Genomic DNA, 26,190 nt, shown 5'->3' with positions numbered 1-26,190 from the left:
TCGCCGCCTGCGCTCGCCTAACCGATCGCCATGTCGCCCTTGGTCGGATCCGGAATGACGACGATGGTGCTGCCGTCGCGGACCTGATCGTGAAGGTAGACGACATCCTGGTTGAGCAGGCGAATACAGCCGGAAGAGACCGCCTTGCCGATCGAAAACGCCTCAGGACTGCCATGGATGCGATAGAGCGTGTCCTTGCCGTCCTTGTGGATATAGAGCGCGCGGGCGCCGAGCGGGTTCTTGATGCCCGGAGGCATGCCGCCATTGGCGATGCTGTAGGGGGCGAGCTTCGGCTGACGCGCCACCATCTCGTCGGGCGGCGTCCAGCGCGGCCATTTGCGCTTGTAGGCGACGATCGCCCGGCCCGACCAGGCAAAGCCCTCGCGCCCGACACCGATGCCGTAGCGCATCGCCCGGCCGCCCGGCAGCACGTGATAGAGATATTTCGCCGGCGTATCGACGATTAGCGTTCCGGGCCGCTCGCTGGTCGGATAGTCCACCTCCTGCCGCCAGAACTTCGGATCGACCTCGGCGATCTTCACCTCGGGGATCGGAAATTGTTCGTCGGGCATTGCATAGTACATCGGCGGCACCGTGCGCCCGGCTGCCGGGCGCACGGGCGTCATGGCCGCCGGCACCACCGCCGGCGTCGGGCGGGCGGTCGCGCAGCCGGTGATGAACAGCGAGGCCACGCCGACGACGAGACTGCGGCGGGTCAGCGTGATGCCGGTCTTGTGATCGGCCGTGGAAGAAGAAGGCTCGTGTGCTTCGGTCATATCGGGCATTCAACGATTCGATTGTTGCAATGCTGCCTCAGAGGGAAGTCCTACCTTAAGGCTGCCTTAAGGGAGCGGTTAAAGGATCGCGCTCTCAAAAATGTTAGGAGTAGCGATGCGAGTCCTGATCGTCGAAGACGACGATATCCTTAGAGACGGCCTGAAGGTCGGCCTGGCGCTGGCGGGCTTCACCACCGATGCCGTCGGCACCTGCGACGCGGCCGCGACGGCGCTTGCCGCCAACGGCTTCGACGCGGTCGTGCTCGACCTGATGCTGCCCGACGGCTCCGGCCTCGACATCCTGCGGGACCTGCGCGCCAGGCAGAGCGACATTCCGGTGCTGCTGTTGACCGCACGCGACACCGTGCGCGACCGCGTCGCCGGCCTCGATACCGGCGCCGACGACTATCTCGGCAAACCCTTCGACCTCGACGAGGTCGCCGCCCGGCTTCGGGCGCTGGCGCGACGCTCCAGCGGCCGGGCGACCGCCGCGCTGGAATGGTCGACGCTCAGGCTCGATCCGGCCAGGCAATCGGTGGAACAGGCGGGCAAGCCGGTGCAGCTGTCGCGGCGCGAATACTCCATCCTGCATACGCTGATGGCGCACCCGGGGGTCATTTTCTCCAAGACCAAGCTGGAGGACAAACTCTACGGCTGGCAGGAGGAAATCGAGAGCAATGCCGTCGAGGTGCACATCCACCATCTGCGCAACAAGCTCGGCCCGGGACTGATCGAAACCATCCGCGGCATCGGCTATCGGCTCGGCGGAGCCGGCTGATGCAATCGCTGCGCGCCCGGCTTTTCGCCATCCTCCTGATCACGACGGGCCTTCTGTGGCTGTCGGCCACCGTCTGGATCTTCCTCAGCACCCGCGCCGAAGTGGAGCGCGTGCTCGACGCGCGGCTGATGGAGGCGGCGCGCATGGTGAATTCGCTGATCGTCAGCCCCGACATGATGAAGGAGGAAGGCGATACCCCCGTCAGCCGCCCGGCGCAGAGCGCGATCCGGATCCCGCTGCTCGAGCACCCGCATTACGACCGCCAGCTTTCCTGCCAGATCTGGTCGCTGGACGGAACCTTGATCGGCAAATCGGACAGCGCGCCCGACACGACGCTTGCGCCCCATGCGATGGGCTTCTCCGAAACCGTCATCAACGGCGAGACCTGGCGCGTCTTTGCGGTGGAGAATGCGAGCCTCGGCGTGCGCGTGCTCGTCGGCGACAACCTGCGCATCCGCGACCGGCTGGTCAACGACCTGGTCAAGGGGCTGCTGCTGCCGGCGCTGCTGATCATTCCGCTTCTGGCCGTCTTGATCTGGCTCTGCGTCGGGCGTGGCCTCGCGCCGCTGCGCAAGCTTGCCGGCGATCTTGCCGCGCGTGAAGCTTCCGACCTGCACGCGATCGAGGACACCGGCACGACGCGCGAGATCAGCCCGGTGCTGAAGTCGCTGAACGGCCTCTTTGCCCGCGTTGCCGGCGCCCGCGAACGCGAGCAGAACTTCATCGCCTTTGCCGCCCACGAATTGCGCACGCCGCTCGCCGGCCTGAAGACGCAAGCGCAGGTGGCGCTCGCCAGCGACGACGGAGAAATCCGCGAAAAGGCGCTCGGGCAGATCGTCGCCGGGGTGGACCGCACCGGCAAGCTGGTGCGGCAATTGCTCGACATCGCCTCGGTCGAAGCCACCGAGAGCGCCAGGCCGGCAGCCGGCTTCGATGTCGGCGAGATGCTGGCAAGTCTCAGGACCGAACTTGCCGGTCAGGCGCATCGCGTCGATGTCGTGATCGACGCGGCGATGTCCGGTCTGCGCATCAGCATGGATCCGGACCTCTTCCGGCTCGCGGCGCGCAACCTGCTCGAAAACGCCGTCAACCATTCGCCACCGGGCGCAACGGTTCGCTGTCACGCCGAGCGTCGGGGCCAGCATCTGGTGATCGCGATCGACGACGAAGGGCCCGGTATTCCCGAGGAGGAAATGCCGCGCGTGACCGAGCGCTTCTTCCGCGGCCGGTTCAAGGCGGCTGCCGGCAGCGGGCTCGGCCTCAGCATCGTCGAGCGGGCGCTTGACCGAACCGGCGCCGAGCTCGAATTGCGCAACCGACCGAGCGGAGGTCTCTCGGCCCGCATCGTGTTGCCGCAGGCCCTCGCGCAATGAGCGAGCCGGGCTGTTTCGAGCAGCAGCGGGATGCGGGGGCAAACCGCACCCGCCTTCTTCTGATATCGCTCTAGGCGCTTTTCCGCATCGGCGGGTCCGGCAGCGGCACCGCGGCCATCAGCGCCCGGGTATAGGCGTCCTGCGGATCCTCGAACACGGCGCGGCGCGTTCCCATCTCGACGATGCGGCCGCCGCGCATGACGGCGACATGGTGCGACATCCGCTCGATCACGGCCATGTCGTGCGAGACGAAGAGATAGGCGAGCCCCATCGTCTCCTGCAGCTCGAGCATCAGGTCGAGCACGCGGGCCCGCACAGAAACGTCGAGGGCGGCCACGCTTTCATCCGCGACGATCAGCTTCGGGTTGACCGCCAGCGCGCGGGCAATGCAGATGCGCTGTCGCTGCCCCCCGGAAAACTCGTGCGGATAGCGGCTGGCGGCATCAGGTCCAAGGCCGACACGGCGCAACAGGTCGGCAACGCGATCCGTGCGTTCGCTGCGATTGCCGATGCCATGGATGAGCAGCGGCTCGGCGATCGCCGCACCGACGGCCATGCGCGGGTCGAGCGATGCATAGGGATCCTGGAAGATCATCTGCGCGGACCGGCGCACCGGACGCATCTGGCGCTGCGACAGCGCGCCGATCTGCTGGCCGTCGATCGCCACATCGCCATCGAATGGAATGAGGCCGAGCACTGCCTTGCCGGTGGTCGACTTGCCCGATCCGCTTTCGCCGACGAGCCCCAGCGTTTCGCCGGGGAAGATGTCGAAGGAAACGTCGCTGACGGCGGCCGCCTGCTTCTTTCCGCCCAGAAGACCACCCGGTTTCTTGCCGTAAAAGACGGCAAGGTCGCGCACCGAGAGGACCGGGCTTGCGGTGCGCGGGACCGCTGCCGCAGCCGCGGCGGCGATACGCGGTGGGCCGTCGGTGCCGGCATGCGCCCCGAGCCTCGGCACGGCCGCCAATAGCTCCTGCGTGTAGCGCTCGCGCGGCGAGCGGAAGATCGGCAGCACGTCGCCCTGCTCGACGATGCGGCCCTGCTGCATGATGACCACGCGGTCGGCCATCTGCGCGACCACGCCCATGTCATGGGTGATGAGCACGATCGAGGCACCGAATTCGCGCTTCAGCTCCTTCATCAGCGTCAGGATCTGCGCCTGCACGGTGACGTCGAGCGCCGTCGTCGGCTCGTCGGCGATCAGCACCTTGGGTCGGCACGAGAGCGCCATCGCGATCATCACGCGCTGCCGCATGCCGCCCGAAAGCTCGTGCGGAAATTGCGTCATGCGCCGCGCCGGCTCGGTGATGTGCACCGCATCCAGCATGCGCAGGGCGACGGCGCTCGCCGTTCCTCCCTCAGATCCCTGATGTTCGCGGATGGCCTCGGTCAGTTGCTCGCCGATCGACATCACCGGATTGAGCGATGTCATCGGCTCCTGAAAGACCATGGCGACATCGCCGCCGCGCACGCTGCGCATTGCGCTGTTGGAGAGCTTCGAGAGTTCGCGCCCTTCGAGCTTGATGCTGCCGGAGGCGATCCGGAGCGAGGCTTTCGGTAGCAGCCCCATGACGGCGAGCGAGGTCACGGATTTGCCCGAGCCGCTCTCGCCGGCAATGCACAGCGTCTCGCCGTTCATGAGGTTGAAGCTGACGGCATCAAGGACCCTTCGCGGTCCTTGCGGCGTCAGTGCATCGACGCAGAGGCCATCGATGCCGAGCACGGGTACTGCCGTTGTCACGAAAAGACGATCCTCGGGAAGTAGAAGGAAACGACCCAGTTCGGCTGGTCGACGATTTCGCTGATCCTGAGATCGCCGCAGACCGAGCAGAGCAGATAGGCATCGACCGGGCTCAAGCCGTGTTCGGCGCCAAGCAGGTCGATCATACGCATCAGGCTTTCGCGCGCGCCGGTCATCAGATCCGGGCCGATGCCGGTTGTCACCTCATAGCCGGCGGCATCCAGATGACGGGTCACCGGACCCGGCGTGGTGAAGCGCGGGCTCGCGAGACGCGCGTCCTTGACGAGCTCGATCGTCGCTTCCACCTCCATCTGGCTTTCGATCGCCGTGCCGCAGACTTCGCCGTCGCCCTGCGCCGCGTGCGTGTCGCCGATCGAAAACAGCGCGCCCTCGACCTCGACCGGCAGATAGAGCGTGACGCCCGATGTCAGATCGCGAATGTCGAGATTGCCGCCGACCCGGCGCGGCGGCACGACGGAATGCAGGCCGGGTTCTGCCGGTGCCACGCCGATCGTGCCGGCAAACGGCTTCAGCGGCACGCGCCCGCCCGGCCCATAGAGCGCCGGCGCCATGGTATTCGCATCGTAGGACCACATGTGCAGGGCCGGATCGGTGAACTGATCGGCAAGCAGGCCGAAGCCCGGAATGTTGGCCGTCCAGCCGACGCCCGAGGGCACGAAGCGGCGGATCGTCACCTTCAGTGCGTCGCCGGGTTTTGCGCCCTCGACATAAACAGGACCCGTCACCGGGTTGATCCTGTCGAAATCGAGCGAGGCCAAGGTCTCGAGCGTCGAGCCGGCGCCAAGCTGGCCGCCGGAGGAATCGAGGCATTCGAAATGGATGGTCTCACCGGGCTTGGCAATCAGCGTCGGCTTGAAGTCGCGGTTCCAGCCGAAATGGTGCTTGGCGCGATGGATGGTGTGTGTGCAGGCAACGCACATGAACTCTCTCCCAAACGTAAGAAAGGCTCCCCCGAAAACGCGTCCCGGGGAGCCCGCCGCTTATTGCTTCACGAAGATGGCGTCGTAGTTGATGACCCGGGTCGGATCGACGTAGATCTCGCCCTCGCCGCCCATGCGCGGCGACTTGGCGACGACGCGGCGCTCGTTGGTGACCGGCACCCACGGCGCATCGGCCATGATGTCGGTGAAGATCTTGCCCCATTCCGCCTGGCGTTCGGCGGCCTTTGCCGGATCCGACATGGAGTCGGCTGCGACCGCACGTTTGTCGAGCGCCTCGTTGCAGTACCACGACCAGTTCCAGCCGCCCTGGACCGCACCGGAGCAGCCAAGGATCGGGCCATAGAAGTTCGACGGATCCGGGAAGTCGGCGATCCAGGCCATGCCGCCCGACCAGATCATCGGCGCCTCGCCTTCGGTACCGCCCGCTGCAATGACATTTGCCTGGGCAAGGGCGCGAACTTCCGCCTTGATGCCGATGGCGGCGAGATCCTGCTGGATCGCCTGGGCGATGCGCGGCTGCGGATCGGTGTTGGTCGAATAAAGCACCGTCTCGAAGCCATCGCCATGCCCGGCTTCGGCGAGCAGCGCCTTCGCCTTCTCGACGTCATAGCCATAGCCGGTGAACGCCTTGTCGTAGCCCGGCATCAACGGCGGCAGCGGCTGGTTGGCGGGCGTCGCGCGACCATTGAGGATGCGGGTGATGCGCTCCTTGTTGATCGCCATGTTGACGGCCTGGCGAACCTTCACGTCGTCGAAGGGCTTCACCTTGGTGTTGAGCGTGACGTAGCCCGTGTGCAACTGCTGGCCGTCGACGATGATCTCGGCGCCCTCGGGCGAATTCTTGATTTCCAGGAACTTCGCCGGAGGGATGCCGTCGCCGGCGATGTCGACCTCACCCTTCTGCAGGCGCAGCAGCGCCACCAGCGGCTCCTGGCCGACCTCGACGGTGAACTTGTCGATATGCGGCATATCCTTGACGAAGTAGTCGGGGTTGCGTTCGAAGGTCAGGCTCTGGCCGACGGTCCAGTCCTTGAGGACGAAGGTGCCCGAGCCGACTGGCTTCTTGCCGAAGTCGCCAGCCGCCGCCTCGACCGCTTCCTTCGGCACGACGGAGGCGAAGTTGACGGCGAGCACGTGCAGGAAGGTTGCGTCCGGACGCGACAGATGGAAGACCACGGTCGCATCGTCAGGTGCCTCGATGCCTTCAAGCACCGTCGCCTTGCCGCCGGAGAGATCGTCGAAGCCCTTGATCGCGCCGAAGAAGCCGGCGCCCGGGCCTTGCGTCTTCGGGTCGACGGCACGCTCGATCGAGTATTTCACGTCGGAAGCGACGATCTCTCGGCCATTGGTGAACTTCACGCCCTTGCGCAGCTTGAAGGTATAGGTGAGGCCATCGGGCGCCACCTCGAAGGTTTCGGCAAGCGACGGCACCAGCTCGGTGGTGCCGGGCTTGTAGTCCATCAGGCGCGAGAACAGGCTCTTGATCATCGACCAGTTGACCCAGTCGTAACCGATGGCCGGATCGAGCGTGGCGATATCGTCCTTGTAGGTGATGACGATGTCGCCACCCTGTTTCGGCGCGTCCTGCGCCAGGGCCGAGAGCGGTGCTGCGAGCAGTGCTGCAGCGACGGTTGAAGTACGAAGCCAGCTTTTGAACATTGTTGTTCCCCTTTTTGGTTGGTTTCGGATTAGCGGGCGCGGATGCGCGGATCGATGAGCGGGGCGATGAGGTCCGCAAGGAGGTTGCCGAGCACGATCGCCAGCGCCGAGACGAGCGTCACCCCCATGATGATCGGGATGTCGACCTGCTGGATCGCCTGCCAGGCGAGCTGGCCGATGCCCGGCCAGCCATAGACGGCCTCGACCACGACGACGCCGCTCATGAACTGGCCGATGTCGATGCCGATCATGGCGATGACGGGCAGAAGCGCGTTCGGCAGCGCATGGCGAAAGATGATGCGGAACGACGACAGGCCCTTGGCGCGTGCGGTGCGCACATAGTCCTGGTTCAAGACGTCGATCATCGCCGAGCGCACCATGCGCGCATACCAGCCAGCGCCGAGAATGCCGAGCGTCAAGGCCGGCAGGACCACATGGGCGAAGCTGCCGAAGCCGCTCATCGGGAACCAGGCGAGCGTGACCGCGAAGACATAGAGCAGCAGCAGCGCGGCGACGAATTGTGGCGCCGAGACGCCGACGAAGGACGCCATCATCACCAGCCGATCGACGAAACCGCCGCGCCGGATGGCCGCGACGACACCGAGAAACACCCCGAGCAGGACTTCGACGAAGATGCCGGCCGCCATCAGGATCAGCGTTGCCGGCAGCCGCGCCGCGATCAGCGTGCCCACATCGGTCTTCTGCGCATACGAGCGCCCGAGGTCGCCCTGCACAAGGCCCTGCAGATAGCTCCAGAACTGCACGAGCAGCGGCTGGTCGAGCCCGAGTTCGCGGCGGATATTGGCGACCGTCTGCGCCGTCGCGCTGCGCCCGGCGATCATGCGCGCCGGATCGGCCGGAAGCGCGTAGAGCAGCAGGAAGGTGATGGCGGCGACGCCGAGCAGGATGAGCGCGGTCTGGACGAGACGGCGCAGCAGGAGAAACGCCATCTCAACCCCTCCCGCGCTGCGTCGGGTCGAGGATATCGCGAAGCGCATCGCCGACCAGGTTGAAGGAGAGCGCGGTCAACAGGATGACGGCGCCGGGGATGAACACCAGCCAGGGCGCGGCCTGGAAATAGCTCTGGCTTTCGAAGATGATGTTGCCCCAGGATGGCGTCGGCGGCTGGACGCCGATGCCGAGGAAGGAAAGCGTCGCTTCGAGCAGCACCGTCGTCGCGATGCCGAGCGTGCCCCAGACGATCGCTGTCGGCACCAGATGCGGCAGGATGTGGTGAAAGAGAATGCGGCCGTGTCCGGCACCGAGCGAACGCTCGGCGAGGATGAAGTCGCGCTCGACGAGGCCGCGGGTCTCGGTATAGACGATGCGAGCGACCTGGACCCAATTGACCAGCGCGATCACCATGGCGACGATCCAGAGGCTCGGGCGAAGCAGGGCCGCAAGCACGATCGCCAGCAGCAGCGCCGGAAACGCCATCATCAGATCGGTAAAGCGCATCAGCGCATTGCCGACCAGACCCCGCATGTAGCCCGAAAGAATGCCGATCATGAGACCGATCGAGACAGCGACGCCATTGGCGACGAGGCCGATGACGAGCGAGGTTCGGGCGCCATAGAGCAGCCGCGAAAAGAGGTCTCGGCCGAGCGTGTCGGTGCCGAGCAGGAACTGCGCGCTTGGCGGCAGCGGCGCGCCTTCGAGCGTCAGCCCGTCGAACATCTGCTCGTCCGGGCTATAGGGCGCAATCAGCGGCGCGGCCAAAGCGAGCAGGACGACCAGCGCCACGACGACGAGACCGAACAGCGCCGCCGGCTGCCTGAACATGGATTTCAGTACCTGCATCAACCGGCCTCCGGCAGCGGCTCGGCACCGCCGAGGATGGATCCGGCGACCTGCTCCATCGACAGGCGCTTCTTCATCGCGCAATTGCGCAGGATGCCGTAGGCCCGCTCCTCGTCGACGTGGCAGGCCTGGCCGATCTTCTGTACGGCGGCATGAACGAGCGGGCGCATGCGCACGCGTTCTTCGAGATGGGCGACCTTGTCGGCAACCGCCCGGCGTTCCTGGTGGATGCCGACGGCCATGACCAGTGCCGGATAGACCGCCGACGAGGCGACGGGTTTGGCGATGATGGCCGCTGCCCCCTGCCCCATCGCCCAGGCGACCCGACCCGGTGCTTCCGAGCCGAGCAGGGCGATCAACGGCCGCGGCGCCTGTTCGTCCTTCCAGGGCAACAGCCCGCTCCAACCCTGGTCGGCGTCGACGAGGATGATATCGGGCAGGTCGCGCGCGTCGAGCGGCTGCCATTGCACGGTGACGTCGAAGCCGAAGAGCTTGAGCTGTCGCACGAGCCGCTCCGTCGTCTGGTCTTCGCGGTGCAGGATCGCCGCACGCCAGCCGGTGAAGTTCGGTGTTTCCCTCATGAGACGATCCGCAATTGGGGCGCCTTGCGCTTGCGCTGGCCGGTCAGATAGGGGTCGGCGGCAATCGAGGGCAGCGACGTGACGATGTCAAAGCCGCCGTCGTCGCTGATGCGGCCGAGATGGAACGGCAACGCCGCATGGTGGGTCTGCGCGTCGATCCTGAGCGGGCCGAGCACGCTCTGATGCGGCGCGGCCGAAACAAGCTGCGTGATCGTCGCGGGGTCGTCGACGCCCGCCTCGATGATCGCCTCGGCGCAGAGTTTGACGGAAGCATAGGCGCTGGCAAACAGGCTGGAAATGCGCCGCCCGGGTCCGAAGCGACTGGCGACGCGCAGCTTGAAGGCCGCATTGTCGGGCGAGACCACCGTGTCGAAATAGGAAGCCGCACAGAGCTGGCCGGTTGCAACCCCGAGGCCGATATCCGTCAACTCGCATTCCTGCAGGTCGCAGCTGACGACCGGGCAATTTTCCGGGCGGAAGGCGGGATTGCGTTCAGCCAGCGCCCGGATCGCCGCATGGAAGGCGTAGCTCGAAGGGCCGACGAGGTTGTTGAGGATGAAGCTCGGCCGACGCTGCTCGATTTCGGCGACGATGCGCTCGACCGCGATTTCCTCGAGCGGCAGATAGCGCTCACCGAGGATGGCACCGCCGGCCTCCTCAACCAGTTCGCGCGCCAGGCGGTTCATTTCCCAGCCCCAGACATAGTTGGCGCCGATCAGATAGGGCCGGTTACCGAAGCGCGGCAGCAGATAATCGAGCAAGGGCAGCAAATGCTGGTTCGGGCAGCCGCCCGTATAGATGACGTTGTCGTTGGCTTCGAAGCCCTCATAGGGGCACATGTACCAGAGCAGGCCGTCGTGCTTTTCGACGAGGGGAATGACCTCCTTGCGGGCGAGCGAGGTGATGGTGCCGATAATGTGGCGGCATCCGTGGTCGCGCAGCAGAGATCTGGCGCCTTCCAGATAGCGGTCGATATTGGCTTCCGGATCGATGAAAACCGGTTCGATCCGACCCGGATGGCTTGCCGCGATTTCCTCAATCGCCAGTTCCGCGCCATCGCGACAGTCGCGGCCCATCGTCCCGTAGGGTCCGGTGGTCGAATAGAGGATGCCGATCTTTACCGCGCCGCTCATGTACCCGCCAAAAACCAAAAACCCCACGACGCCGTGCCCATCGAAGATGGGGGCATCATGGGGCCAAACTGCCCGTCGACCATCGAGGTCATGTGAATGGATTGATCATGCTCAATCTGAGAGCATGATTAAGATACGGGCAATCGACGACTGTCAAGCAAGGATTGGCAAGCTCATACGCGATTGTGCGCAACTTTATACACAGAGCCGGGTGGAGCCCCGCAATCAAGCGCCACTGCTGCGTGGAGGGACGTACGAAGAAATTCGACCGGCTCGCATGCGAGCCGGTTGGGTCCAGATGCCGGTCAGAACTTGCGGCTGATCGCGATCTTGAAGTTGCGGCCGGGCATCGCCGAGATCCCGTCGCTGAGATAGGGCTCGTAATATTTGTCGAAGATGTTGTCGACGGCGAGATGCACTTCGCCGCCTTCCATGAAGCCCGATGTCGGCGTCCAGTCGAGGAAGAGGCCGTGCACCGCATAGCCGGCGCTCGGCGGGCGCGCGTAGGTCTGTCCACCCTGGTTGTAGGGTGTGCGGTTCTGGTCGTCGACGAAGGTGCCCGTCCAGCCGAAGGCGAGATCCCGGTCCGGCACCTTGATCCCGGCCGTCGCGATCACGGTCAGGGGCGCCAGGTCGTTGATATAGGTGTCCGGGCCCCAGACGTTGTTGACGGCTCCGGTCCGCTCGCCGGTCATCCAGGACACGCCGAGATCGGCGAACATACGCTCGGTCTCGTAGCGCGCCTGCCACTCGATGCCGCGGATATCGTAGGACGGTGTGTTCCAGTAGAACGGCACGTTGCCGGTGACGTCGGCGAGGTTGGCCGTGCCGAACCGGCGCGTTACCGGGTTGGAGACGTGGTTGTTGTAGACCGAGATGCGCGTCGACAGCATGTCGTCGGTCGTCAGCACGTCGTTGAAGCTGAAGTCGACGCCGATGTTGAAGGTACTGTTGCGCTCGACCTCCAGGCCGCGGCTGGTGCCGGACGCCTTGGTGAGAGCGCTCTGGGTCGAATAGAGTTCGTCGATGTTGGGCACCCGCATCGCATAGGCCCAGTCGGCGAAGAACCGTACGGACGGCGTCGCTTCCCATGCCAGGCTGATCGCCGGCGTCACGCCCTGGTGGGAGACTGCGGAATAGTCGTGGCCGGCCATCGGATTGTTGAATCGCGGCGCCGCGTTCGGCACGCCCTTCGAACGCACATGGTCATAGCGCAGGCCGGGCGTCACGGCGAACGTGTCGGTCAGTTCGATCCGGTCGCGAACGAAGGCGGCAAAGGTCTTTTGCGTGCCCTCGGGCATGAACCACGGGGCGTAGTAGCCGTAGTTGTACTGGGCCTGGGTGCGGTTGGCGATGTCGTACATCCAGATGTCACGGTCATGATCGAGGTACTGAATGCCATAGTTCAGGCTGTGCGCCAGGCCGCCGAGCGTGAAATTGGAGGTGTTCTCCGCTTCGAACTTGATGTCGGTGTAGGTGGCGTCGTTTTCGTAGCCGCCGACGGACGCGCTGGGATTGAGCCCCGGAATGTCGGGCCGCCTGGCATGCTGGCCGGTCGACGAGAAGCTTCCCATCATGCGGTAGTTCACCAGGTCGCTGTCGCCGGTGTAGGTGTAGGTGAGCGTCGAGGTGAAATCCTCGATTTCGCGCCAGGTGAGCAGCCGGCGCATCGCTTCCTTGTAGCCGTAGCGGGTGATGTTGTAGTCCGACGGCGCCGACTGGCCGCGGATGGCGGCCACGGGTCCCCAGTTGTCGTTCTGGCCGTAGGCGACCGTACCCCTGATCTCGTGACCGTCATATTCGGCACCGACATTGGCAAGCAGGGTGGTCAGCTTCGAGTTGGAATAGTTGTAGACCTCTCCGCCGCCGACGCGCATGTCGTCGCTCTTGCGCCACGTGCCTGCCAGAAGGCCGTCATAGGTGATCGGGCCGCCGAAATCCGACCTTCCGTAGAGCGCGCCGGTTTCGAGAAACTGCTTGTTGGCGCTCTGGAAACCGGACTTGGCCCAGACGCCCCATTCTTCGCCCGGCCGGAGCATGTCGGCCGCGTCCTTGGTTTCCATCAGCACGGTGCCGCCGAAGCCGCCATTGCCGTAGCGCACGGAGGTGGCGCCTTTTTCGATCTCGACGCGCTTCAACAGTTCGGGCTCGATGAAGACCGTGCCCTGGTCGTATTTCTCGAAGTTCTTCGGCGCGCCGTCGAGGATGATGCGAACGTCCGACTGCCGGGCAAAGCCGCGGATGGCGAGCGTCTGTCCTTCAATGCGCACGCCACCGCCCATCGACACGCCGGGCGTCTTCTGCAGCAATTCCGGAAGGCTCGATGCCTGGGCCTTTTCGATATCCTCGGCGTCAAGAACAGCGATGTTCGGCGCGCGGTCACCGTCCTTGGCGTCGCCGCGGGCGACGATGGGTGCGAGCTTCGTGCCTTCGCCGTCTGCCGGCGCCGCGGCTTCCACCGCCCCCATCAGCTTCACCGTCGAGCCGCCGACGAAGCGATAGCGGACACCCGTTCCGCTCAGCAGCCGCGCCAGCGCCTCTTCGGCCGTCATCTCGCCGGAAAGGCCTGGCGTGGAGACACCTGAGGCGACCGAGCTGTCGAACACCACCTGCAGCTTGAGCTGCGCGGCCAGGCGGTTGACGGCAGTCGTCAGTTTGCCCGCGGGCACGTCGACCGGGTACCGCAACGCATCTTGCGCGAGCGCGACAGTCGTGGTGAGGGCAAAAACGGTGCCTGCCGTCAGCAGGCTGAAAATTCCGGATTGGCGGCGGCGGCCGGTCGTATTCGAATATGGCATGATGGTTCCAGACAGAGAGATGGCCGAAACGGCCGGGGTCTGGTTTCTGGACGAACGAGGTGCCGGTTCAGGGATACCTCGTCCTCGATTTTTTTAGCGGAGGATCGTGACGTAGGGTCCAATCCGAGTGACCTTGACGTCGAAGGCTTCGGCAAGACCTTGCAGTGCGCCGACGGGATCGGAGAGATCGAAGCTGCCGGACACCCGCCTGGCGCCGACGCCGGCATCGGCGATCAGGATCTTGCCGGGAACGTAGCGCCCGATTTCCTCGACGACCGAGGCGATCGTGCGTTCCTCGAAGACCAGGCGCCCCTGTCGCCATGCTGCCGCCACGAACGGATCGATCGGCGTGATATCGCCGAGACGGCCGTCATGGTCGTAGCGGACCTGCTCGTTGACCGCGACGCGGCGCGGCAGCATCGCTGCGTCGGTCGCGACCGATACCGCGTGTTCGAGCACAGTGACGCTGGTGCCGTCGTCGGTAAGATTGACGTCGAATGCCGTGCCCAGTGCGGTCGTCTTGCCGCCTCCAGCCTCGACGACAAAGGGTCGGCTGCTGTCGGCTGCGACCTGGACGAAGGCCTCGCCACGCAGCAGCACGATCCGCCGCTCGGCGGAAGTGAACTGATAGGCGACGGCCGACTGGGCGTTGAGTTGCAGGGTCGAGCCATCCTCAAGCGCAAGGATCGGCCGTTCGCCCTTGCCGGCGATGACGTCCGCCCGCATCCACATGGGGCCGTCGAACGCAAGAAAGAGCCCGGCGCCGATGCTGACGATGGCCGCCAGCGCTGTCACGGTTTTTCGCCGCGTCCCGGTCGCTGTCACAGCCTTTTGGGCAAATTCCGGTTCGCGCCGGATCAACAGCGATGCGTCGCCGATCGCCCTTTGGGCGCGGGCAAAAATCTCGGCATGGGCAGGATCCGCCGCGCGCCAGCGTTCGAAGGCGAGCCGCAACGCTTCGTCGCCGGGATCGCCCGTCAGGCGAACCAGCCAATCCACCGCCTGCTCGCGCACCCGCCTGTCACGCGCCGTCACAACACCTCCTCCAGCCGGTCGAGGCAATGCAGATAGGCCTTGCGCAGATGGCGGTCGACCATGTTGCGGCTGATGCCCGTGCGCATGGCGATTTCGTCCGAGGTTAGGTTGCCGATACGGCTTGCGAGAAAGACGCGCCGCCGCTGCAGCGACATCTCCATGATCGCCCTCTTCAGGATCGTCAGCCGCCGGGGAAGATCGATGTTGGCGTCGGGCGAGGCGATATCGCTGGCGACCGCCAGCGCGTCTTCTTCGCTGCCGGAGAAGAGCTTGAGCTCGAAACGGTCGCGCCGCAGCCGGTCGATGCCGAGATTGGCGCAGGCGCGGCGCAGAAACGCCCTCAGCGAAGACTTGCCCTCAAGCGGCGTGCGCCGATCGACCAGCCGGACATAAAGCTCGTGCACCACCTCGTTTGCGGTTGCCGCCTGGTGACCACGTCGCCGCGTCATCGCGCAAAGCTCGTCGTAGTAGGCCACGATCGCGTCGTCGAGCATCAAATGCGAAGCTGATTTCTCTGGCATGACAATTTTCAGGGCCGATCCGGAGCCGTCGGCAGAGCGAAGATGAGAGACATGGCGCGGCGCGCACGAGGCAGCGCCGGCGTTCATTAGCGCGTCCTCGCAGCACACACAACAAATATGAGTATTGTACTCATCTTTTATTTCCGAAACCGCCGGCAATGCAACTAGCTCGAAAGGAGGCGTTGACCTCAGGGCTCAGAGTGAGACCCTCAGTCAGGGTTCACGCCGGTGATCCGCTAGAGCCAGATTTCCGGGTGACAAGAGCCGAAAGGAGAAAGTCATGGCAGGAAACGGCAGCCTCAACGGAAAGTGCTTCTGCGGCGCAGTCGAGATCGAAGTGAGCGGCGATCCGGCCGCCATGGGCTATTGCCATTGCAGTTCCTGCCGCAGCTGGTCGGCAGGCCCGGTCAACGCCTTCACGCTCTGGCCACCGGAAAAGGTCAAGATCGTCAAGGGTGCGGACAATCTCGTCGGCTACCAGAAGACGGCGACGAGCGTACGCAAATGGTGCAAGGCCTGCGGCGGACATCTCATGACCGAGCATCCGCTCTGGGGTGTCACCGACGTCTTTGCCGCGGCAATCCCGTCGCTTGCCTTCAAACCGATGCTGCACGTCAACTATCAGGAGACAGTGCTGCCGATGAAGGACGGCCTGCCGAAATATCGCGACTTCCCGCCGGCCTTCGGCGGAACGGGCGAAATGATGCCGGAATAGAGCGCAATTCCGGACGGAAAACCGCTGCGCACTTTTCCTGGAATTGGTTTTCCTGCCCCGCAACTCCGGACGGAAAACCGCTGCGCACTTTTCCTGGAATTGCTTTAGGCCGCCGCGGTGCCGGCCAGATAATGCTGCAGCGCCGTGCGGGTATTGACGAACAGGCGGTCGGGGCCGAGTTGGTCGGCAAAGCCGGATGCGCGCACATAGGCGAGCACATCCGGGTTCAGTTCGGACAGCCAGACGGTAACGCCCTGCCCACTGATGCGCCGCTCGCCCTCCATCATCATCTGCAGCGCCGAATATTCGATATCGATCACCCGGCTCATGTCGAGCACGAGAACCCTTGGCTTCTGCTGCGCGACCAGCATCTGCGCCTGGTCCGCCACCTGCTGGGCATTGGCGAAGAAGAGCCGGCCCTCCGGCCGAATGATCAGCAACCCCTCGAAGGTCTCATCATCGGGGTGCTCGGGCGAGAGCGGCCGCAGCCGATCGGTTCCGCGCTTGCGCCCGACGACATAGACCTTTGCGGAGGCCGCCTGGCGGGCGAGCCCGATGAAGGACAGCACGATCGCGACGATGATGCCCTGCAGCGTGCCGAAGAACAGTACGCCGAGGAAGGCGGCCAGCGCCCAGTGAAACTCCATCAGCCGAACCTTGCGGACGGAGAGGAAATCCGCCGGCTTGATGAGCCCGACCGAGTAGACAATGACGATGGCCGCAAGGACGGCCTGCGGCAGGAGACCGAGAAGTGGCGCCAGCACCAGCATGGTCGCCGCCGCTGCCGCCGCGGTGACCAGCGACGCCATCTGGCTGTGGCCGCCGACAGCCCGCACCACGGCGGTCTGCGACGTACCGCCGCCGGCGCTCATGGCGCCGAAGAATGCGCCCGCGAAATTGGCAGCACCCGTTGCCAGCAATTCCCGGTTCGCCCGGATCGGCGGATCAGACGGCGCGGCAAAGGCGCGGCCGGCGGCAATGGTTTCGGTGAAGCTCATCAACGCGATGCCGAGCGCGCCCGGCAACAGTTCCTGGACAAGACCGAGGCTCGGAAGCGTCAGCGACGGCAGGGACTGCGGGATGAAGCCGACGGTGGAGACGCCGAGCGCCTGCAGCCCGGCAAACCAGGAAAGCGCGATGCCCGCGGCCACGGCCAGAAGCGGCGCCGGCGAATGCGGCCAGAGCCGTTCCATCGCCAGCAGCGCCACAAGCGCCGCGGCGGCAATCACGAGCGTCAGCAACGAAGTCTCGGAGAGGTGGCCGGCGATGCTGAGGATGTCGCGGAAGAAGCCTTCCTTGGTGATGTGGATGCCGAGCAGCTTCGGCACCTGATCGAGCACGATGACGAGGCCGATGCCGGCCTTGAAGCCGATCAGCACCGGCGACGAGATGAAGTTGGCGACGAAACCGAAGCGCAGCAGCGACGCGAGGAAGAGAAGCGCGCCCGTCAGGGCGGTCAGCGTCGCGGTTGCCGTCAGGAGCTTGGCGGGATCGCCGTCGGGGACGGCAAGGCCGAGCTGCGTGCCGGCAAGGATCGCAAGGGTGGTGGTCGACGAAACGCTCAGGACGCGGGAGGTGCCGAGAAGCGCATAGATGATCATCGGCACGAAGGCGGTGTAGAGACCGACGCTGACGGGCAGGCCCGCGACCGTGGCATAGGCCATCGCCTTGGGCAGGACCACGGCAGCGGCCGTCAGGCCTGCGATCACGTCGAGCCGCAGGCCAGCGGAGAGGCCGCGGCCGTCGCCGGCAAGTGAATGCTCATGCGATGCCATCGGGATCGTCCTTCGGCAGGAGATTCATGAGATTATTCTAATTCGATAACACTCGACCAAAGCGGTTGCAAGAAATGCAATTGTCCGCATCCGCCCAAGCTTGGCGACCGGCAAAACAGGCGCTGGAAGCCATCCCGACTCAGGTCTATCCTGATCACGGCAGTTCGCGCCGAGAGGGGATTTCGACGACGGGAAGCGGGCCGTGGGCGGAGCGTCACGAGGGCGTGGCTGGTTCGCCTTGGGCCTACCCGCGAGAGGGAGGGTGGCGTGGCAGAGTCTCAACGCCGGCGACAGACGAAAAGAATGCGACGCCGTTTTTTCTACAATCTCTACCAGCAGCTTCAGCTGCTTTGGCCGATCTTCTCGGCGATCCTGATCGTGATGGTCGGGGCCGGCATCATCATCTGGCGCATCGAAGACTGGCGGCTCGACGAAGCGCTTTACTTCACCTTCGTCACGGGCCTGACCATCGGCTATGGCGACATCACGCCCAAACATCTGAGCGCGCGGGTGCTGGCACTGGTGATCGGCTTTTCCGGCATCGTCCTCACCGGCCTCGTCGCAGCTGTCACCGTGCAGGCGCTGAACGAGACCGGTCGGGATGAGACCGACGACCCCTGAGAGGTCGGGCCGGCAAGCCCCACCTCCCCGCGGTACCTGGTTTCACGGATCAGCCAGCGACGAACCGGCCTTCCGATACGATCTCCGACAGCGCCTTGCGCGGGCTAGGCTGCTCGCGCTGCTGCAGCGCTTGCGGCAGCAGCGCCTTGTCGCCGAGGCGCCCGATCGCGACGGCCGCTTCGATCCGGAAGTTCTCCGGCACGCCAAGCTCGGCGCGCGCCCGCTCATAGTCGAGACCGGCCATACCGTGCGCCTGCCAGCCGGAATGGGCGGCCTGCAGCGCCAGCGCACCCCAAGCGGCCCCGGCGTCGAAGGAATGGGTGTAGGATGGCACTTCCTCGCTGGCGCCCGGTGGCAGCAGAGAGGTCTTCGACAGCACGAAGATCAGCGCCGAGGCCTCCGCTGCCCAGCTCCGGTTGAACTCGTTGAGGAGGCCGAGCAGGCTCTCCCAGCCTTCGCCGCCGCGGCGCGCATAGACGAAATGCCAAGGCTGGGCATTGTAGGCGGACGGCGCCCAGCGGGCAGCCTCGAGAATCTGAAACAGTTCGGGCTCGGAAATCTCGGCACCCGAATAGGCGCGCGGAGACCAGCGCTCGAGGAAAAGCGGGTTGATCGCATAATCTGCGACGCGGGAATTCACATGCAATGTCATGGGGATGTTCCATTCATCGACGGCGTTCCGCCGTCACTTGGGGTCATTATTGGAGGGTTTGATCACCGACGGCCGAAGCTTTGATAGCGATCGCAGCGGCTTTTCAAGGTCGAAATCTCCTCGGAGAGTTCGGCGATACGGTCCTTGAGTTCGTGAACCGTGCCATCCTCGATATCCTCGAAACCAAAACAATCGCGTGCCTCGTGCAGTTCCAGCCGGCCCTGCAGGACCTCGCGGATCGCACTCAAACGCTCATATTGCCGCAGCATGCTCATCATGGACCTCATCTCAGGCGGCCGCCGCAAAGCTGCGTCGACCGGACATCACCGATGATTATCCACTTAACTAGTAGATTAAAGGAATTGTGACCCAAAGAGCGGGCGGGTCGTGGAAAACTGCTCCCCGACGACGCTGCGTCGCGGGCATGAAAAGACCCGGGCGGTGGGAGGGCCGCCCGGGTCTTTCGAGATCATGCGGTAGGGCGAAATCATGCGGACGGGCGAAATCACGTGGTCGGGAGGTCGTGCTCCTCGGGGCGGTTGCCGTCGAGAAAGCCCATATCCCGCTTCAGGTGATCCGACAGATCCCTGACGTCGACGACATCGGTCGTCCGGCTCTTCCTCGCGAACAGGAACGCCAGCCAGGAACCGACGGAAAAATCGTTTGTCGACGAAAAACTACGTACTTGAATGGTTGTCATAGCCGTCATCCTCTTCATCAATCCGTCTAATGGACGGACCTTGAAAATGGTTGTGGGCGGCATCAACTTCCAATCGAATATCGGTCACCATGCATAAGGCCATTTAATGCATAAGACACTTCCGCTCCCACCATTGACGGCGATACGCGTCTTCGAGGCGGTCGCGCGCCATGGAAGCTTCACCAACGCCGCAAGCGAACTCGGCATGACGCAAGCCGCGGTGAGCTATCAGATCAAGGTGCTCGAAGATCGGATCGGCGCGCCGCTGTTCCTGCGCCGCCCGCGCCAGATCGCGCTCACCGAGGTCGGCCAGCGGCTCGCCCCCGTGGTGACGCAGGTCTTCGAGCAGCTCAGCGAAGCCTATGTGAACGCGCGCGGCGGTGCCCAGGGAACGCTGGTCATCAGCACGATCGCGACCTTTGCCTCCAACTGGCTGGCGCGGCGCCTCGGCTCGTTTCAGATCGCCCACCCCTCGCTTGCCGTGCGCCTTCAGACCGAGCCGCATCTCGTCGACTTCAGCCGCGAGGAGGTCGATATCGGCATCCGCTCGGGTCGCGGCGCGTGGCCGGGACTTGTGGCCCACCGGCTGATCGACGCTGATTTTTCACCGATGCTGAGCCCGGGCCTTGCGGCCAGCATCGGCGGCGTGAAGGAACCGGCCGACCTGCTGCGGCTGCCGCTTCTCGACCCCGGCGATCCCTGGTGGGCACGGTGGTTTGCCGCCGCCAACGTGCCGGTGGAAGGGCTTGCGAGCCGGCCCGGCGCCAGCATGGGCGCCCAGGTCTATGAGGGGAATGCGGCGACCGCCGGACAGGGCGTCGCGATCCTGACGCCGGCCTTCTTTGCCGCGGAACTTGCCGACGGGCGCCTGATCCAACCCTTCGATCTGCTCTGCGACGAGAGCCAAGCCTATTGGCTGGTCTATCCGGAAAGCCGGCGAAACTCCCCGAAAATCAGCGCCTTCCGCCAGTGGATTCTCGGCGAGATCGGCCAGCAAAAACCGTGAAGACCGCTGTCGGAGCAGGTGATCTTGCGTCTCGACGGCCCCCGGGAATTTTCCTGCGCCCCGGAACCCTTCGGGCCGCCGGGGAGTTGCACCCCCGTAGCGACCAGAGCGAGGGAGTGCCGGAGCGAAGATGCCAAGCGAGCCGACGGAACAGTTCCGCTCAGCCAGCGAAACCACCTGGTGGACCGTGCAACGCGGCGACGGGCCAATCGTCGGCACCGCGATCCACAACGGGCATGCCATGCGCGGCGACGCCCGCGCGCTCACCGCCCTGACGGACGAGGAACGGCTGCGCGAGGAGGATCCGTACACGGAATTCGTCATCCGTGATCTTGCCAACCGCATCGTCGTTCACAGGTCCCGCTTCGAGGTCGATCTCAACCGGGCCCGCACGGGCGCGGTCTATCTCCAGCCGGCGCAGGCCTGGGGCCTTTCCGTCTGGCGGGAACATCCGCCCATCGATCTGATCGAGGCGTCGCTCGCCGTCCATGACGAATACTATGCCATGCTGCATGCCATGCTGACGGCGATCGAGCGCCGCCACGGTCGCTTCATCGTGCTCGACATGCACAGCTACAACCACCGGCGACAGGGACCGGAGGCCGCGCCCACGGCCCCCGACGAAGCCCCGGAAATCAACATCGGGACCGCCTCGATGGATCGGCTCAGATGGGCCGGCGTCATCGATATGCTGATGTCGGCGCTCAGTGCCGCGCGGATCGACGGCCGACCGGTGGATGTGCGCGAGAACGTCGCCTTCCAGGGACGCGGAGAGCAGACGCGCTTCATCCACGAACATTTTCCCGAAACCGGCTGCGCGATCGCGATCGAATTCAAGAAGACCTTTATGGACGAGTGGACCGGCAAGCCGGATATCGAGGCGCTTCGTTCACTGCGGACGCTGGTCTGCTCGCTCGTCCCGATCCTGACCGAAACGCTGGCGAGGCAGGGATGATGGAGGAGAAAGCGGCACCCACAAGCACGGCCCCGATTTGGCTCGACGAAGCCATCGGCCGGCTGACGGAAGGCCGCGCTGTTCGGCGGGACTTCGGCGAGGGTGGGCGGCTGCACATCGACCGCCTCGTTCCCTTCCTTTGCGTGCACATTGCCGCCGGGTACCAGCAGCCGGTGGCGCGCGACATCGCCCAAGCAAACGCCGCCTATCTGCTGGCGCCGGACATCGATACTGCCGCCGCAATCATCGAGCGCGTCGGGCGGGTGATTGAACAGCGCCTCGGCCTGTTCATCGTGCTCGAATTCGGCGAGCTCGAAAGCGATGAACCGCCGGCCAAGGACGCGCCCTTCCTGCCGCCCTTCTTGATCGAGGTGGTTGCCGGCGCGCGCGCCGCCGAACAGGTCGCCGCCAAGGCCTTGATCGAGACGGCAGCGACGATCGAAGGCAAGTTCCGCACGCCGCATGTGACGCTCGTCGAGCGTCCGACGACGACAGGCCGAAAGGCGCTTGCGCTCGACTATCCGCATCTGACGGTGCGCTTCGCGCCGATCTACTGCGAGCCGGGAACGCGCCGCATCTATCCGCAACTGCGCGAGCGGCTGGTCGCGAGCGTCTTCGACGCTGGGCTGAGAGCCGTTGCCGCTTTCGCTCGCGCAAGATCGGACAATTTTCGACTGCCGACGCACCGCGCTTTTGGCCGAAAGGCCTTCGTCGATGCCGTCGTGCGCGCCGACCGCGGCATCGACGAAATCGCGTCGAGCTTCGACTTCCTGCTGGCAGTGACCCCCATCAACGCGGAAGCAGCCTGGGCGGAGTTCGCCTCGGGCGGCTTCTCCAAGAGCCCGCGCCTCTACTACCGGCCGCTGACGCTGCAGATCGAGACGGCCAAGCGGAAGCTCTTTTCCCTCAACTTCGAACACCTCGAAGATCCGCTGCTCTATGCCCTCTACCGGGAAAAGCAGCAGGAGGTCGACCTGCAGCTGTCGATGATCTCGGCGCGGGAAACCCGCACCTTCGTCGAGTTCGGCCGCGCCCTCTACGGCCCGGTGGAAGCCACGCTTCATGACGCCGCCTCCGAAATCCTGGCGCGCACGGCGCCCGATCCCGACGCCCCGTCATCGAGCGCAGACCGGCGCGATTGCGAGTACATAAGGGAGCGCGCCCAGGCGATGATAGCGGCCTATCGGCGCCAGTCGGCCGATTTTTCCGCCTCCATCGACATCCGCGACGACCTGCCGGCCGGCCTGCTCGTTTCGCGCGGCCAGTTGCTGATCGCCAGGAGTTCCGCGCTCGACGCCGATCGCGTCGAGGCGCTGCTCAACCACGAGGTTGGCGTGCATCTGCTGACCTATTTCAACGGTTCTGCCCAGGGGCTGAGGATCCTCCGCTCCGGACTGGCCGGTTACGAAGGCATGCAGGAGGGGCTCGCGGTCTTTGCCGAATATCTGAGCGCCGGCATGACGATCGACCGGTTGCGCGTCCTGGCGGCACGGGTCGTCGGCTGCGCCGCCATGCTCGACGGCGCACCCTTTCCGCAGACCTACCGGCTGCTCGTCGACGGACATGGCTTTGCCGCCGCCGAAGCCTTCAACATCACGCTGCGGATCTATCGCGGCGGCGGGCTGGTCAAGGACGCGATCTACCTGCGCGGCCTGCTGCAGCTTCTCGATCATCTGGCCCGCGGCGGCAGTCTCGAACCGTTCTGGATGGGCAAGATCGCCGCTTCGCATTTCGGCGCGATCCAGGAGCTGAGCCTGCGCGGCCTCCTTGGTGCCGCAGCGCTCCGCCCTATCTTTCTCGATGAGGTCAAAGCGCGCGACCGACTTCAGCGAGCCCAAGGGGGACTGTCCCCGCTCGACTTGATCGCAGAGTAGGAAACCGAATGCGCATTGCCTTTCTCGTAAACTCCATCGAGGGTGAAGAGACGTTCTATGCGACGACGTCGCTGGCGCTCGCAGCGCTCGCCCGCGGCCACGAGATCGTCTACCTCACGCCCGGCGATTTCGTTCTGACACCCGACGGCCGACTGATCGTCCATGCGCTTTCTCTCGGAACGGCAAAGCCGCGCAAGGCCGAAACCTTCATAACGGCGCTGCGGGGCGACACGACCCGGCGCGAGGTCCTGGACATTACGGACATCCAGATCCTCTTTCTGCGCAACGACCCGTCGGAGGATGTCGCAACACGGCCCTGGGCGGCCCAGGCCGGCATCATCTTCGGACGGCTCGCCGCCGAGCGCGGCGCGATCGTCGTCAACGACCCCGAGGGATTGTCCTCAGCACAGAACAAGCTCTATCTGCAGGGTTTTCCCGAGGTCGTCCGTCCGACCACGCTGATTACGAAGCACATGGAGGAGGTCCGGTCCTTCCTCGACGCCCATCCCGAGGGCGTCATCCTGAAGCCGCTGCAGGGCTCCGGCGGCAAGAACGTCTTCAAGGTCGGCTCCAGCCATGAGACGAACCTCAACCAGATCTTCGAGGCCGTCAGCGAGATGGGCTATGTGATCGCGCAGGAGTATCTGCCGGCAGCGAAGGAAGGTGACGTCCGCCTGTTCCTGATGAACGGCAGGCCGCTCAAGCGTGGCGATACCTACGCCGCCGTGCGGCGCGTTCCGGCGGAAGGCGAGTTGCGCTCCAACATGCATGTCAACGGCCGGCCCGTCGCCGCCGTCGTCACCCCGGCGATGCTCGCCGTCGCCGAGGAAATGCGCCCCAAGCTGGTGCGCGACGGCATGTTCCTGGTCGGCCTCGACGTCGTCGGCGACAAGCTAGTGGAGGTCAATGTCTTCACGCCCGGTGCCCTGCCCGAAATCGCCGAGCTGACCTCGATCGAGTTCAGCGAAGACATCGTCGCGGAGCTCGAACGAAAGGTCGAGATAAGGCGCGCCGATGATGGCATGCTTTCCAATCGGGAGCTTGCGACCCTTTGATTGGCGGCGCTCGCCGCCGGCGACTATTCCCCAAGGTGGCTCTCACCCGGCGACGGTCTCGTCCCAGTGGCTGGCTGGCGGCACCACGCCTTTGGTGAAGAGGAAGCTGCCGAAGCGGCGCGCCTCGCCCGTGACGATGACGCAATAGGCGCGCTTGGCTTCCTCGTGGAAGGCGAAACGCTCGATCGCATACATCTTCGAAAGAGGACCATCCGCGCGCGCGACCTCGGCCAGCACCTCGCGCTGGACCTCCGGCAGCTCGCCCGCCGCCCCGTCCGGCGTCAGCCGCGCCGCCGAAGGCTGTAGCGGCGTGTCGAGCGGCATGACGGAAAGTATGGCGCGCACCGCACGCGCGGCCGAGACATTCGCAATGTGCAGCGGCAGACCGAGCCGGGTGTGGCGGGCGACGGTGTCGGCGGGAAAATTCGCGTCAACGATCGCGATCCGGTCTCCATGTCCCATTGAGCGCAGCGCATGCAGCACGTCGGCGTTCAGCGCCGGATCGATGTTCTTGAGCATCAGCCTTACCTTCCTCATTTGCTTGTGCGGTGAAAGCCAGGCCGCAGAGGTCCCCGCGGGCAGGTCCATCGATCCGACCACCCTGTCCTTCACCGTGTCTCGTCGGTCGCGGCGGGCGACGATCCGCTCGCACGTGGCTCCCGGTCCTAAATGCCGGTTAGCCGCTCGCGATACTTGTCGATGATGACCGCGAGGATGATGACGACGCCTGTTATCATCTGGCGCATGAAGTCGCTGAGCCCGAACAGGATCAGGCCATTGGCAAGCACCCCGGTGATGCAGGCGCCGAGCAGGGTGCCGATGACCGTGCCGCGGCCACCGTTGAGGCTGGTGCCGCCGATGATGACGGCGGCGATCGCGTTCAGCTCGAAGCCGATGCCGATGATCGGGCTCGCGATGTTGAGGCGGGCCATGTAGACCATGGCGGCGATGCCGACGAGCGCACCGGCAATGGTGAAGGCCGCCACCTTGTAGAACATCAGCGAATGGCCGGCGAGACGCACCGCCTCCTCATTGTTGCCGATGCCATAGAGCAGCCGACCGAACACCGTCTTCGACAGCACGAACCAGGCGATCGCGACGAGCAGCAGCGCGATCAGGAAGACCACCGGGATGCCGAAGATCATCTGCGAGCCGAAGGCGTTGAAGCTCGGCGGAAACGAATAGATCGTGCGCGCATCCGTCACCTGAAGTGCTGCACCGCGGGCGATATTGAGCATGCCGAGCGTGACGATGAAGGAGGGTAGCCCCCAGAAGGCGCTGATCCAGCCATTGAGGAAACCGCAGACGACGCCGGTGCCGACAGCGGCAAGCGTTGCCAGCGCGACTGCCTGAAACACCGAGAGATCGGGGATCGTCAGCACCGTGCCGCCGACGACGGCGCAGAAGGCGAGCATCGAGCCGACGGAGAGATCGATGCCGCCGATCAGGATGACGAAGGTCATGCCGACGGCGAGGATCAGGTTGATGGTGATCTGCGTCAGGATGTTGGAGACGTTGTTGGCCGTCAGGAAGTGCTCGGTCGAGACCGAGAAGAAGACGATCAGGAGCAGGAGCGCCAGGCCGATGCCGGCGTCGCGCAAAAGCACCTTCGGCGACCAGCCCGAAAGCCGGCGCGTGTCAATGGTTTCGCCGGATTGTGTCTTTTCGAGTGCTTGCATC

Annotated in this window: 25 protein-coding genes; 8 read left to right on the top strand and 17 right to left on the bottom strand. The window is 64.9% G+C overall.

Annotation, left to right across the window (positions count from 1 at the left end; genetic code table 11):
- Positions 1–17: 17 nt before the first annotated feature.
- The gene (locus ACIQUG_RS25300) at positions 18–626 is read right to left on the bottom strand and encodes a L,D-transpeptidase (RefSeq protein WP_402325199.1); all 609 of its coding nucleotides are present in this window, start codon (positions 624–626) and stop codon (positions 18–20) included.
- A 265-nt stretch (positions 627–891) separates the two neighbouring features.
- On the opposite strand from ACIQUG_RS25300, the gene ACIQUG_RS25295 reads away from it, so the two are divergent.
- Together ACIQUG_RS25295 and ACIQUG_RS25290 are read left to right on the top strand one after the other, a co-directional pair.
- A complete protein-coding gene (locus ACIQUG_RS25295; protein WP_402324874.1) occupies positions 892–1,554 on the top strand; it encodes a response regulator in 663 nt (220 codons plus the stop codon).
- Positions 1,554–2,927, top strand: a complete 1,374-nt coding sequence (locus ACIQUG_RS25290) for an ATP-binding protein (RefSeq protein WP_402324873.1) — start codon at positions 1,554–1,556, stop codon at positions 2,925–2,927. The genes ACIQUG_RS25295 and ACIQUG_RS25290 overlap by 1 nt, the downstream gene beginning before the upstream one ends.
- 70 nt (positions 2,928–2,997) lie before the next feature.
- Here the strand turns inward: ACIQUG_RS25290 and ACIQUG_RS25285 are convergent, their stop codons facing one another.
- From ACIQUG_RS25285 to ACIQUG_RS25240, 10 genes are all read right to left on the bottom strand, one after another.
- Complete coding sequence (locus ACIQUG_RS25285) at positions 2,998–4,668, bottom strand: ABC transporter ATP-binding protein (protein ID WP_402324871.1); 1,671 nt, start codon at positions 4,666–4,668, stop codon at positions 2,998–3,000.
- Positions 4,665–5,609 carry an acetamidase/formamidase family protein gene (locus ACIQUG_RS25280; RefSeq protein ID WP_192450159.1) on the bottom strand — a complete coding sequence of 315 codons (945 nt, stop codon included), beginning with the start codon at positions 5,607–5,609 and terminating at the stop codon, positions 4,665–4,667. The genes ACIQUG_RS25285 and ACIQUG_RS25280 overlap by 4 nt, the downstream gene beginning before the upstream one ends.
- 60 nt (positions 5,610–5,669) lie before the next feature.
- A complete protein-coding gene (locus ACIQUG_RS25275) occupies positions 5,670–7,289 on the bottom strand; it encodes an ABC transporter substrate-binding protein (protein WP_402324870.1) in 1,620 nt (539 codons plus the stop codon).
- A gap of 29 nt (positions 7,290–7,318) precedes the next feature.
- The gene (locus tag ACIQUG_RS25270; protein ID WP_402324868.1) at positions 7,319–8,239 is read right to left on the bottom strand and encodes an ABC transporter permease; all 921 of its coding nucleotides are present in this window, start codon (positions 8,237–8,239) and stop codon (positions 7,319–7,321) included.
- Between the two features lies 1 nt (position 8,240).
- Complete coding sequence (locus ACIQUG_RS25265; RefSeq protein WP_043612910.1) at positions 8,241–9,089, bottom strand: ABC transporter permease; 849 nt, start codon at positions 9,087–9,089, stop codon at positions 8,241–8,243.
- Positions 9,089–9,670, bottom strand: coding sequence for an ANTAR domain-containing response regulator (locus tag ACIQUG_RS25260; RefSeq protein ID WP_402324866.1), 582 nt, complete (start codon positions 9,668–9,670; stop codon positions 9,089–9,091). The genes ACIQUG_RS25265 and ACIQUG_RS25260 overlap by 1 nt, the downstream gene beginning before the upstream one ends.
- Positions 9,667–10,803: a transporter substrate-binding protein gene (locus ACIQUG_RS25255; RefSeq protein ID WP_402324864.1), complete on the bottom strand. Its 1,137-nt coding sequence runs from the start codon at positions 10,801–10,803 to the stop codon at positions 9,667–9,669. The genes ACIQUG_RS25260 and ACIQUG_RS25255 overlap by 4 nt, the downstream gene beginning before the upstream one ends.
- Positions 10,804–11,108: 305 nt before the next feature.
- Positions 11,109–13,601 (bottom strand): TonB-dependent hemoglobin/transferrin/lactoferrin family receptor, encoded by a 2,493-nt coding sequence (locus ACIQUG_RS25250; RefSeq protein WP_402324863.1) that lies wholly within the window; start codon positions 13,599–13,601, stop codon positions 11,109–11,111.
- A 93-nt stretch (positions 13,602–13,694) separates the two neighbouring features.
- Complete coding sequence (locus tag ACIQUG_RS25245; RefSeq protein ID WP_402324860.1) at positions 13,695–14,636, bottom strand: FecR family protein; 942 nt, start codon at positions 14,634–14,636, stop codon at positions 13,695–13,697.
- Positions 14,633–15,157: an RNA polymerase sigma factor gene (locus ACIQUG_RS25240; RefSeq protein ID WP_402324859.1), complete on the bottom strand. Its 525-nt coding sequence runs from the start codon at positions 15,155–15,157 to the stop codon at positions 14,633–14,635. Before ACIQUG_RS25240 ends, ACIQUG_RS25245 begins: the two co-directional genes overlap by 4 nt.
- Positions 15,158–15,437: 280 nt before the next feature.
- Here ACIQUG_RS25240 and ACIQUG_RS25235 point away from each other — a divergent pair, with 280 nt between their 5' ends.
- Positions 15,438–15,872: a GFA family protein gene (locus ACIQUG_RS25235; protein WP_402324858.1), complete on the top strand. Its 435-nt coding sequence runs from the start codon at positions 15,438–15,440 to the stop codon at positions 15,870–15,872.
- A 104-nt stretch (positions 15,873–15,976) separates the two neighbouring features.
- Here ACIQUG_RS25235 and ACIQUG_RS25230 read toward each other — a convergent pair whose 3' ends face one another.
- Positions 15,977–17,647: a SulP family inorganic anion transporter gene (locus ACIQUG_RS25230; protein ID WP_402324857.1), complete on the bottom strand. Its 1,671-nt coding sequence runs from the start codon at positions 17,645–17,647 to the stop codon at positions 15,977–15,979.
- 303 nt (positions 17,648–17,950) lie between these two features.
- Between ACIQUG_RS25230 and ACIQUG_RS25225 the strand changes: the two genes are divergently transcribed.
- Positions 17,951–18,268: a potassium channel family protein gene (locus ACIQUG_RS25225; RefSeq protein WP_402324856.1), complete on the top strand. Its 318-nt coding sequence runs from the start codon at positions 17,951–17,953 to the stop codon at positions 18,266–18,268.
- A gap of 49 nt (positions 18,269–18,317) precedes the next feature.
- Here the strand turns inward: ACIQUG_RS25225 and ACIQUG_RS25220 are convergent, their stop codons facing one another.
- The 3 genes from ACIQUG_RS25220 to ACIQUG_RS25210 all read right to left on the bottom strand — a co-directional run bounded on the left by ACIQUG_RS25220 (position 18,318) and on the right by ACIQUG_RS25210 (position 19,620).
- On the bottom strand, positions 18,318–18,920 hold the full coding sequence (locus tag ACIQUG_RS25220; RefSeq protein ID WP_402324855.1) for a nitroreductase family protein: 603 nt from the start codon (positions 18,918–18,920) through the stop codon (positions 18,318–18,320).
- Positions 18,921–18,982: 62 nt separating this feature from the next.
- Positions 18,983–19,195 carry a hypothetical protein gene (locus tag ACIQUG_RS25215; protein WP_371258836.1) on the bottom strand — a complete coding sequence of 71 codons (213 nt, stop codon included), beginning with the start codon at positions 19,193–19,195 and terminating at the stop codon, positions 18,983–18,985.
- Positions 19,196–19,425: 230 nt separating this feature from the next.
- Positions 19,426–19,620, bottom strand: a complete 195-nt coding sequence (locus ACIQUG_RS25210; protein WP_402324853.1) for a hypothetical protein — start codon at positions 19,618–19,620, stop codon at positions 19,426–19,428.
- 106 nt (positions 19,621–19,726) lie between these two features.
- Here ACIQUG_RS25210 and ACIQUG_RS25205 point away from each other — a divergent pair, with 106 nt between their 5' ends.
- The 4 genes from ACIQUG_RS25205 to ACIQUG_RS25190 all read left to right on the top strand — a co-directional run bounded on the left by ACIQUG_RS25205 (position 19,727) and on the right by ACIQUG_RS25190 (position 24,510).
- A complete protein-coding gene (locus tag ACIQUG_RS25205) occupies positions 19,727–20,626 on the top strand; it encodes a LysR substrate-binding domain-containing protein (RefSeq protein ID WP_402324852.1) in 900 nt (299 codons plus the stop codon).
- A 130-nt stretch (positions 20,627–20,756) separates the two neighbouring features.
- Positions 20,757–21,581 carry an N-formylglutamate amidohydrolase gene (locus ACIQUG_RS25200; RefSeq protein ID WP_402324851.1) on the top strand — a complete coding sequence of 275 codons (825 nt, stop codon included), beginning with the start codon at positions 20,757–20,759 and terminating at the stop codon, positions 21,579–21,581.
- Entirely contained in the window at positions 21,578–23,455 is a 1,878-nt protein-coding gene (locus tag ACIQUG_RS25195; RefSeq protein WP_402324849.1) for a flavohemoglobin expression-modulating QEGLA motif protein, read from the top strand. The genes ACIQUG_RS25200 and ACIQUG_RS25195 overlap by 4 nt, the downstream gene beginning before the upstream one ends.
- Before the next feature lie 8 nt (positions 23,456–23,463).
- Complete coding sequence (locus tag ACIQUG_RS25190; RefSeq protein WP_402324847.1) at positions 23,464–24,510, top strand: glutathione synthetase; 1,047 nt, start codon at positions 23,464–23,466, stop codon at positions 24,508–24,510.
- 42 nt (positions 24,511–24,552) lie between these two features.
- On the opposite strand, the gene ACIQUG_RS25185 is transcribed toward ACIQUG_RS25190, so the two are convergent.
- Positions 24,553–25,029 (bottom strand): RbsD/FucU family protein, encoded by a 477-nt coding sequence (locus tag ACIQUG_RS25185; RefSeq protein ID WP_402324845.1) that lies wholly within the window; start codon positions 25,027–25,029, stop codon positions 24,553–24,555.
- Positions 25,030–25,175: 146 nt separating this feature from the next.
- Positions 25,176–26,189 carry an ABC transporter permease gene (locus ACIQUG_RS25180; protein ID WP_402324844.1) on the bottom strand — a complete coding sequence of 338 codons (1,014 nt, stop codon included), beginning with the start codon at positions 26,187–26,189 and terminating at the stop codon, positions 25,176–25,178.
- Position 26,190 lies beyond the last annotated feature (1 nt).

Source organism: Ensifer sp. NPDC090286 (genome assembly GCF_044769565.1).
In the GTDB taxonomy this organism is placed as follows: domain Bacteria; phylum Pseudomonadota; class Alphaproteobacteria; order Rhizobiales; family Rhizobiaceae; genus Ensifer.
This window is presented reverse-complemented; position numbering and strand designations above follow the sequence as displayed.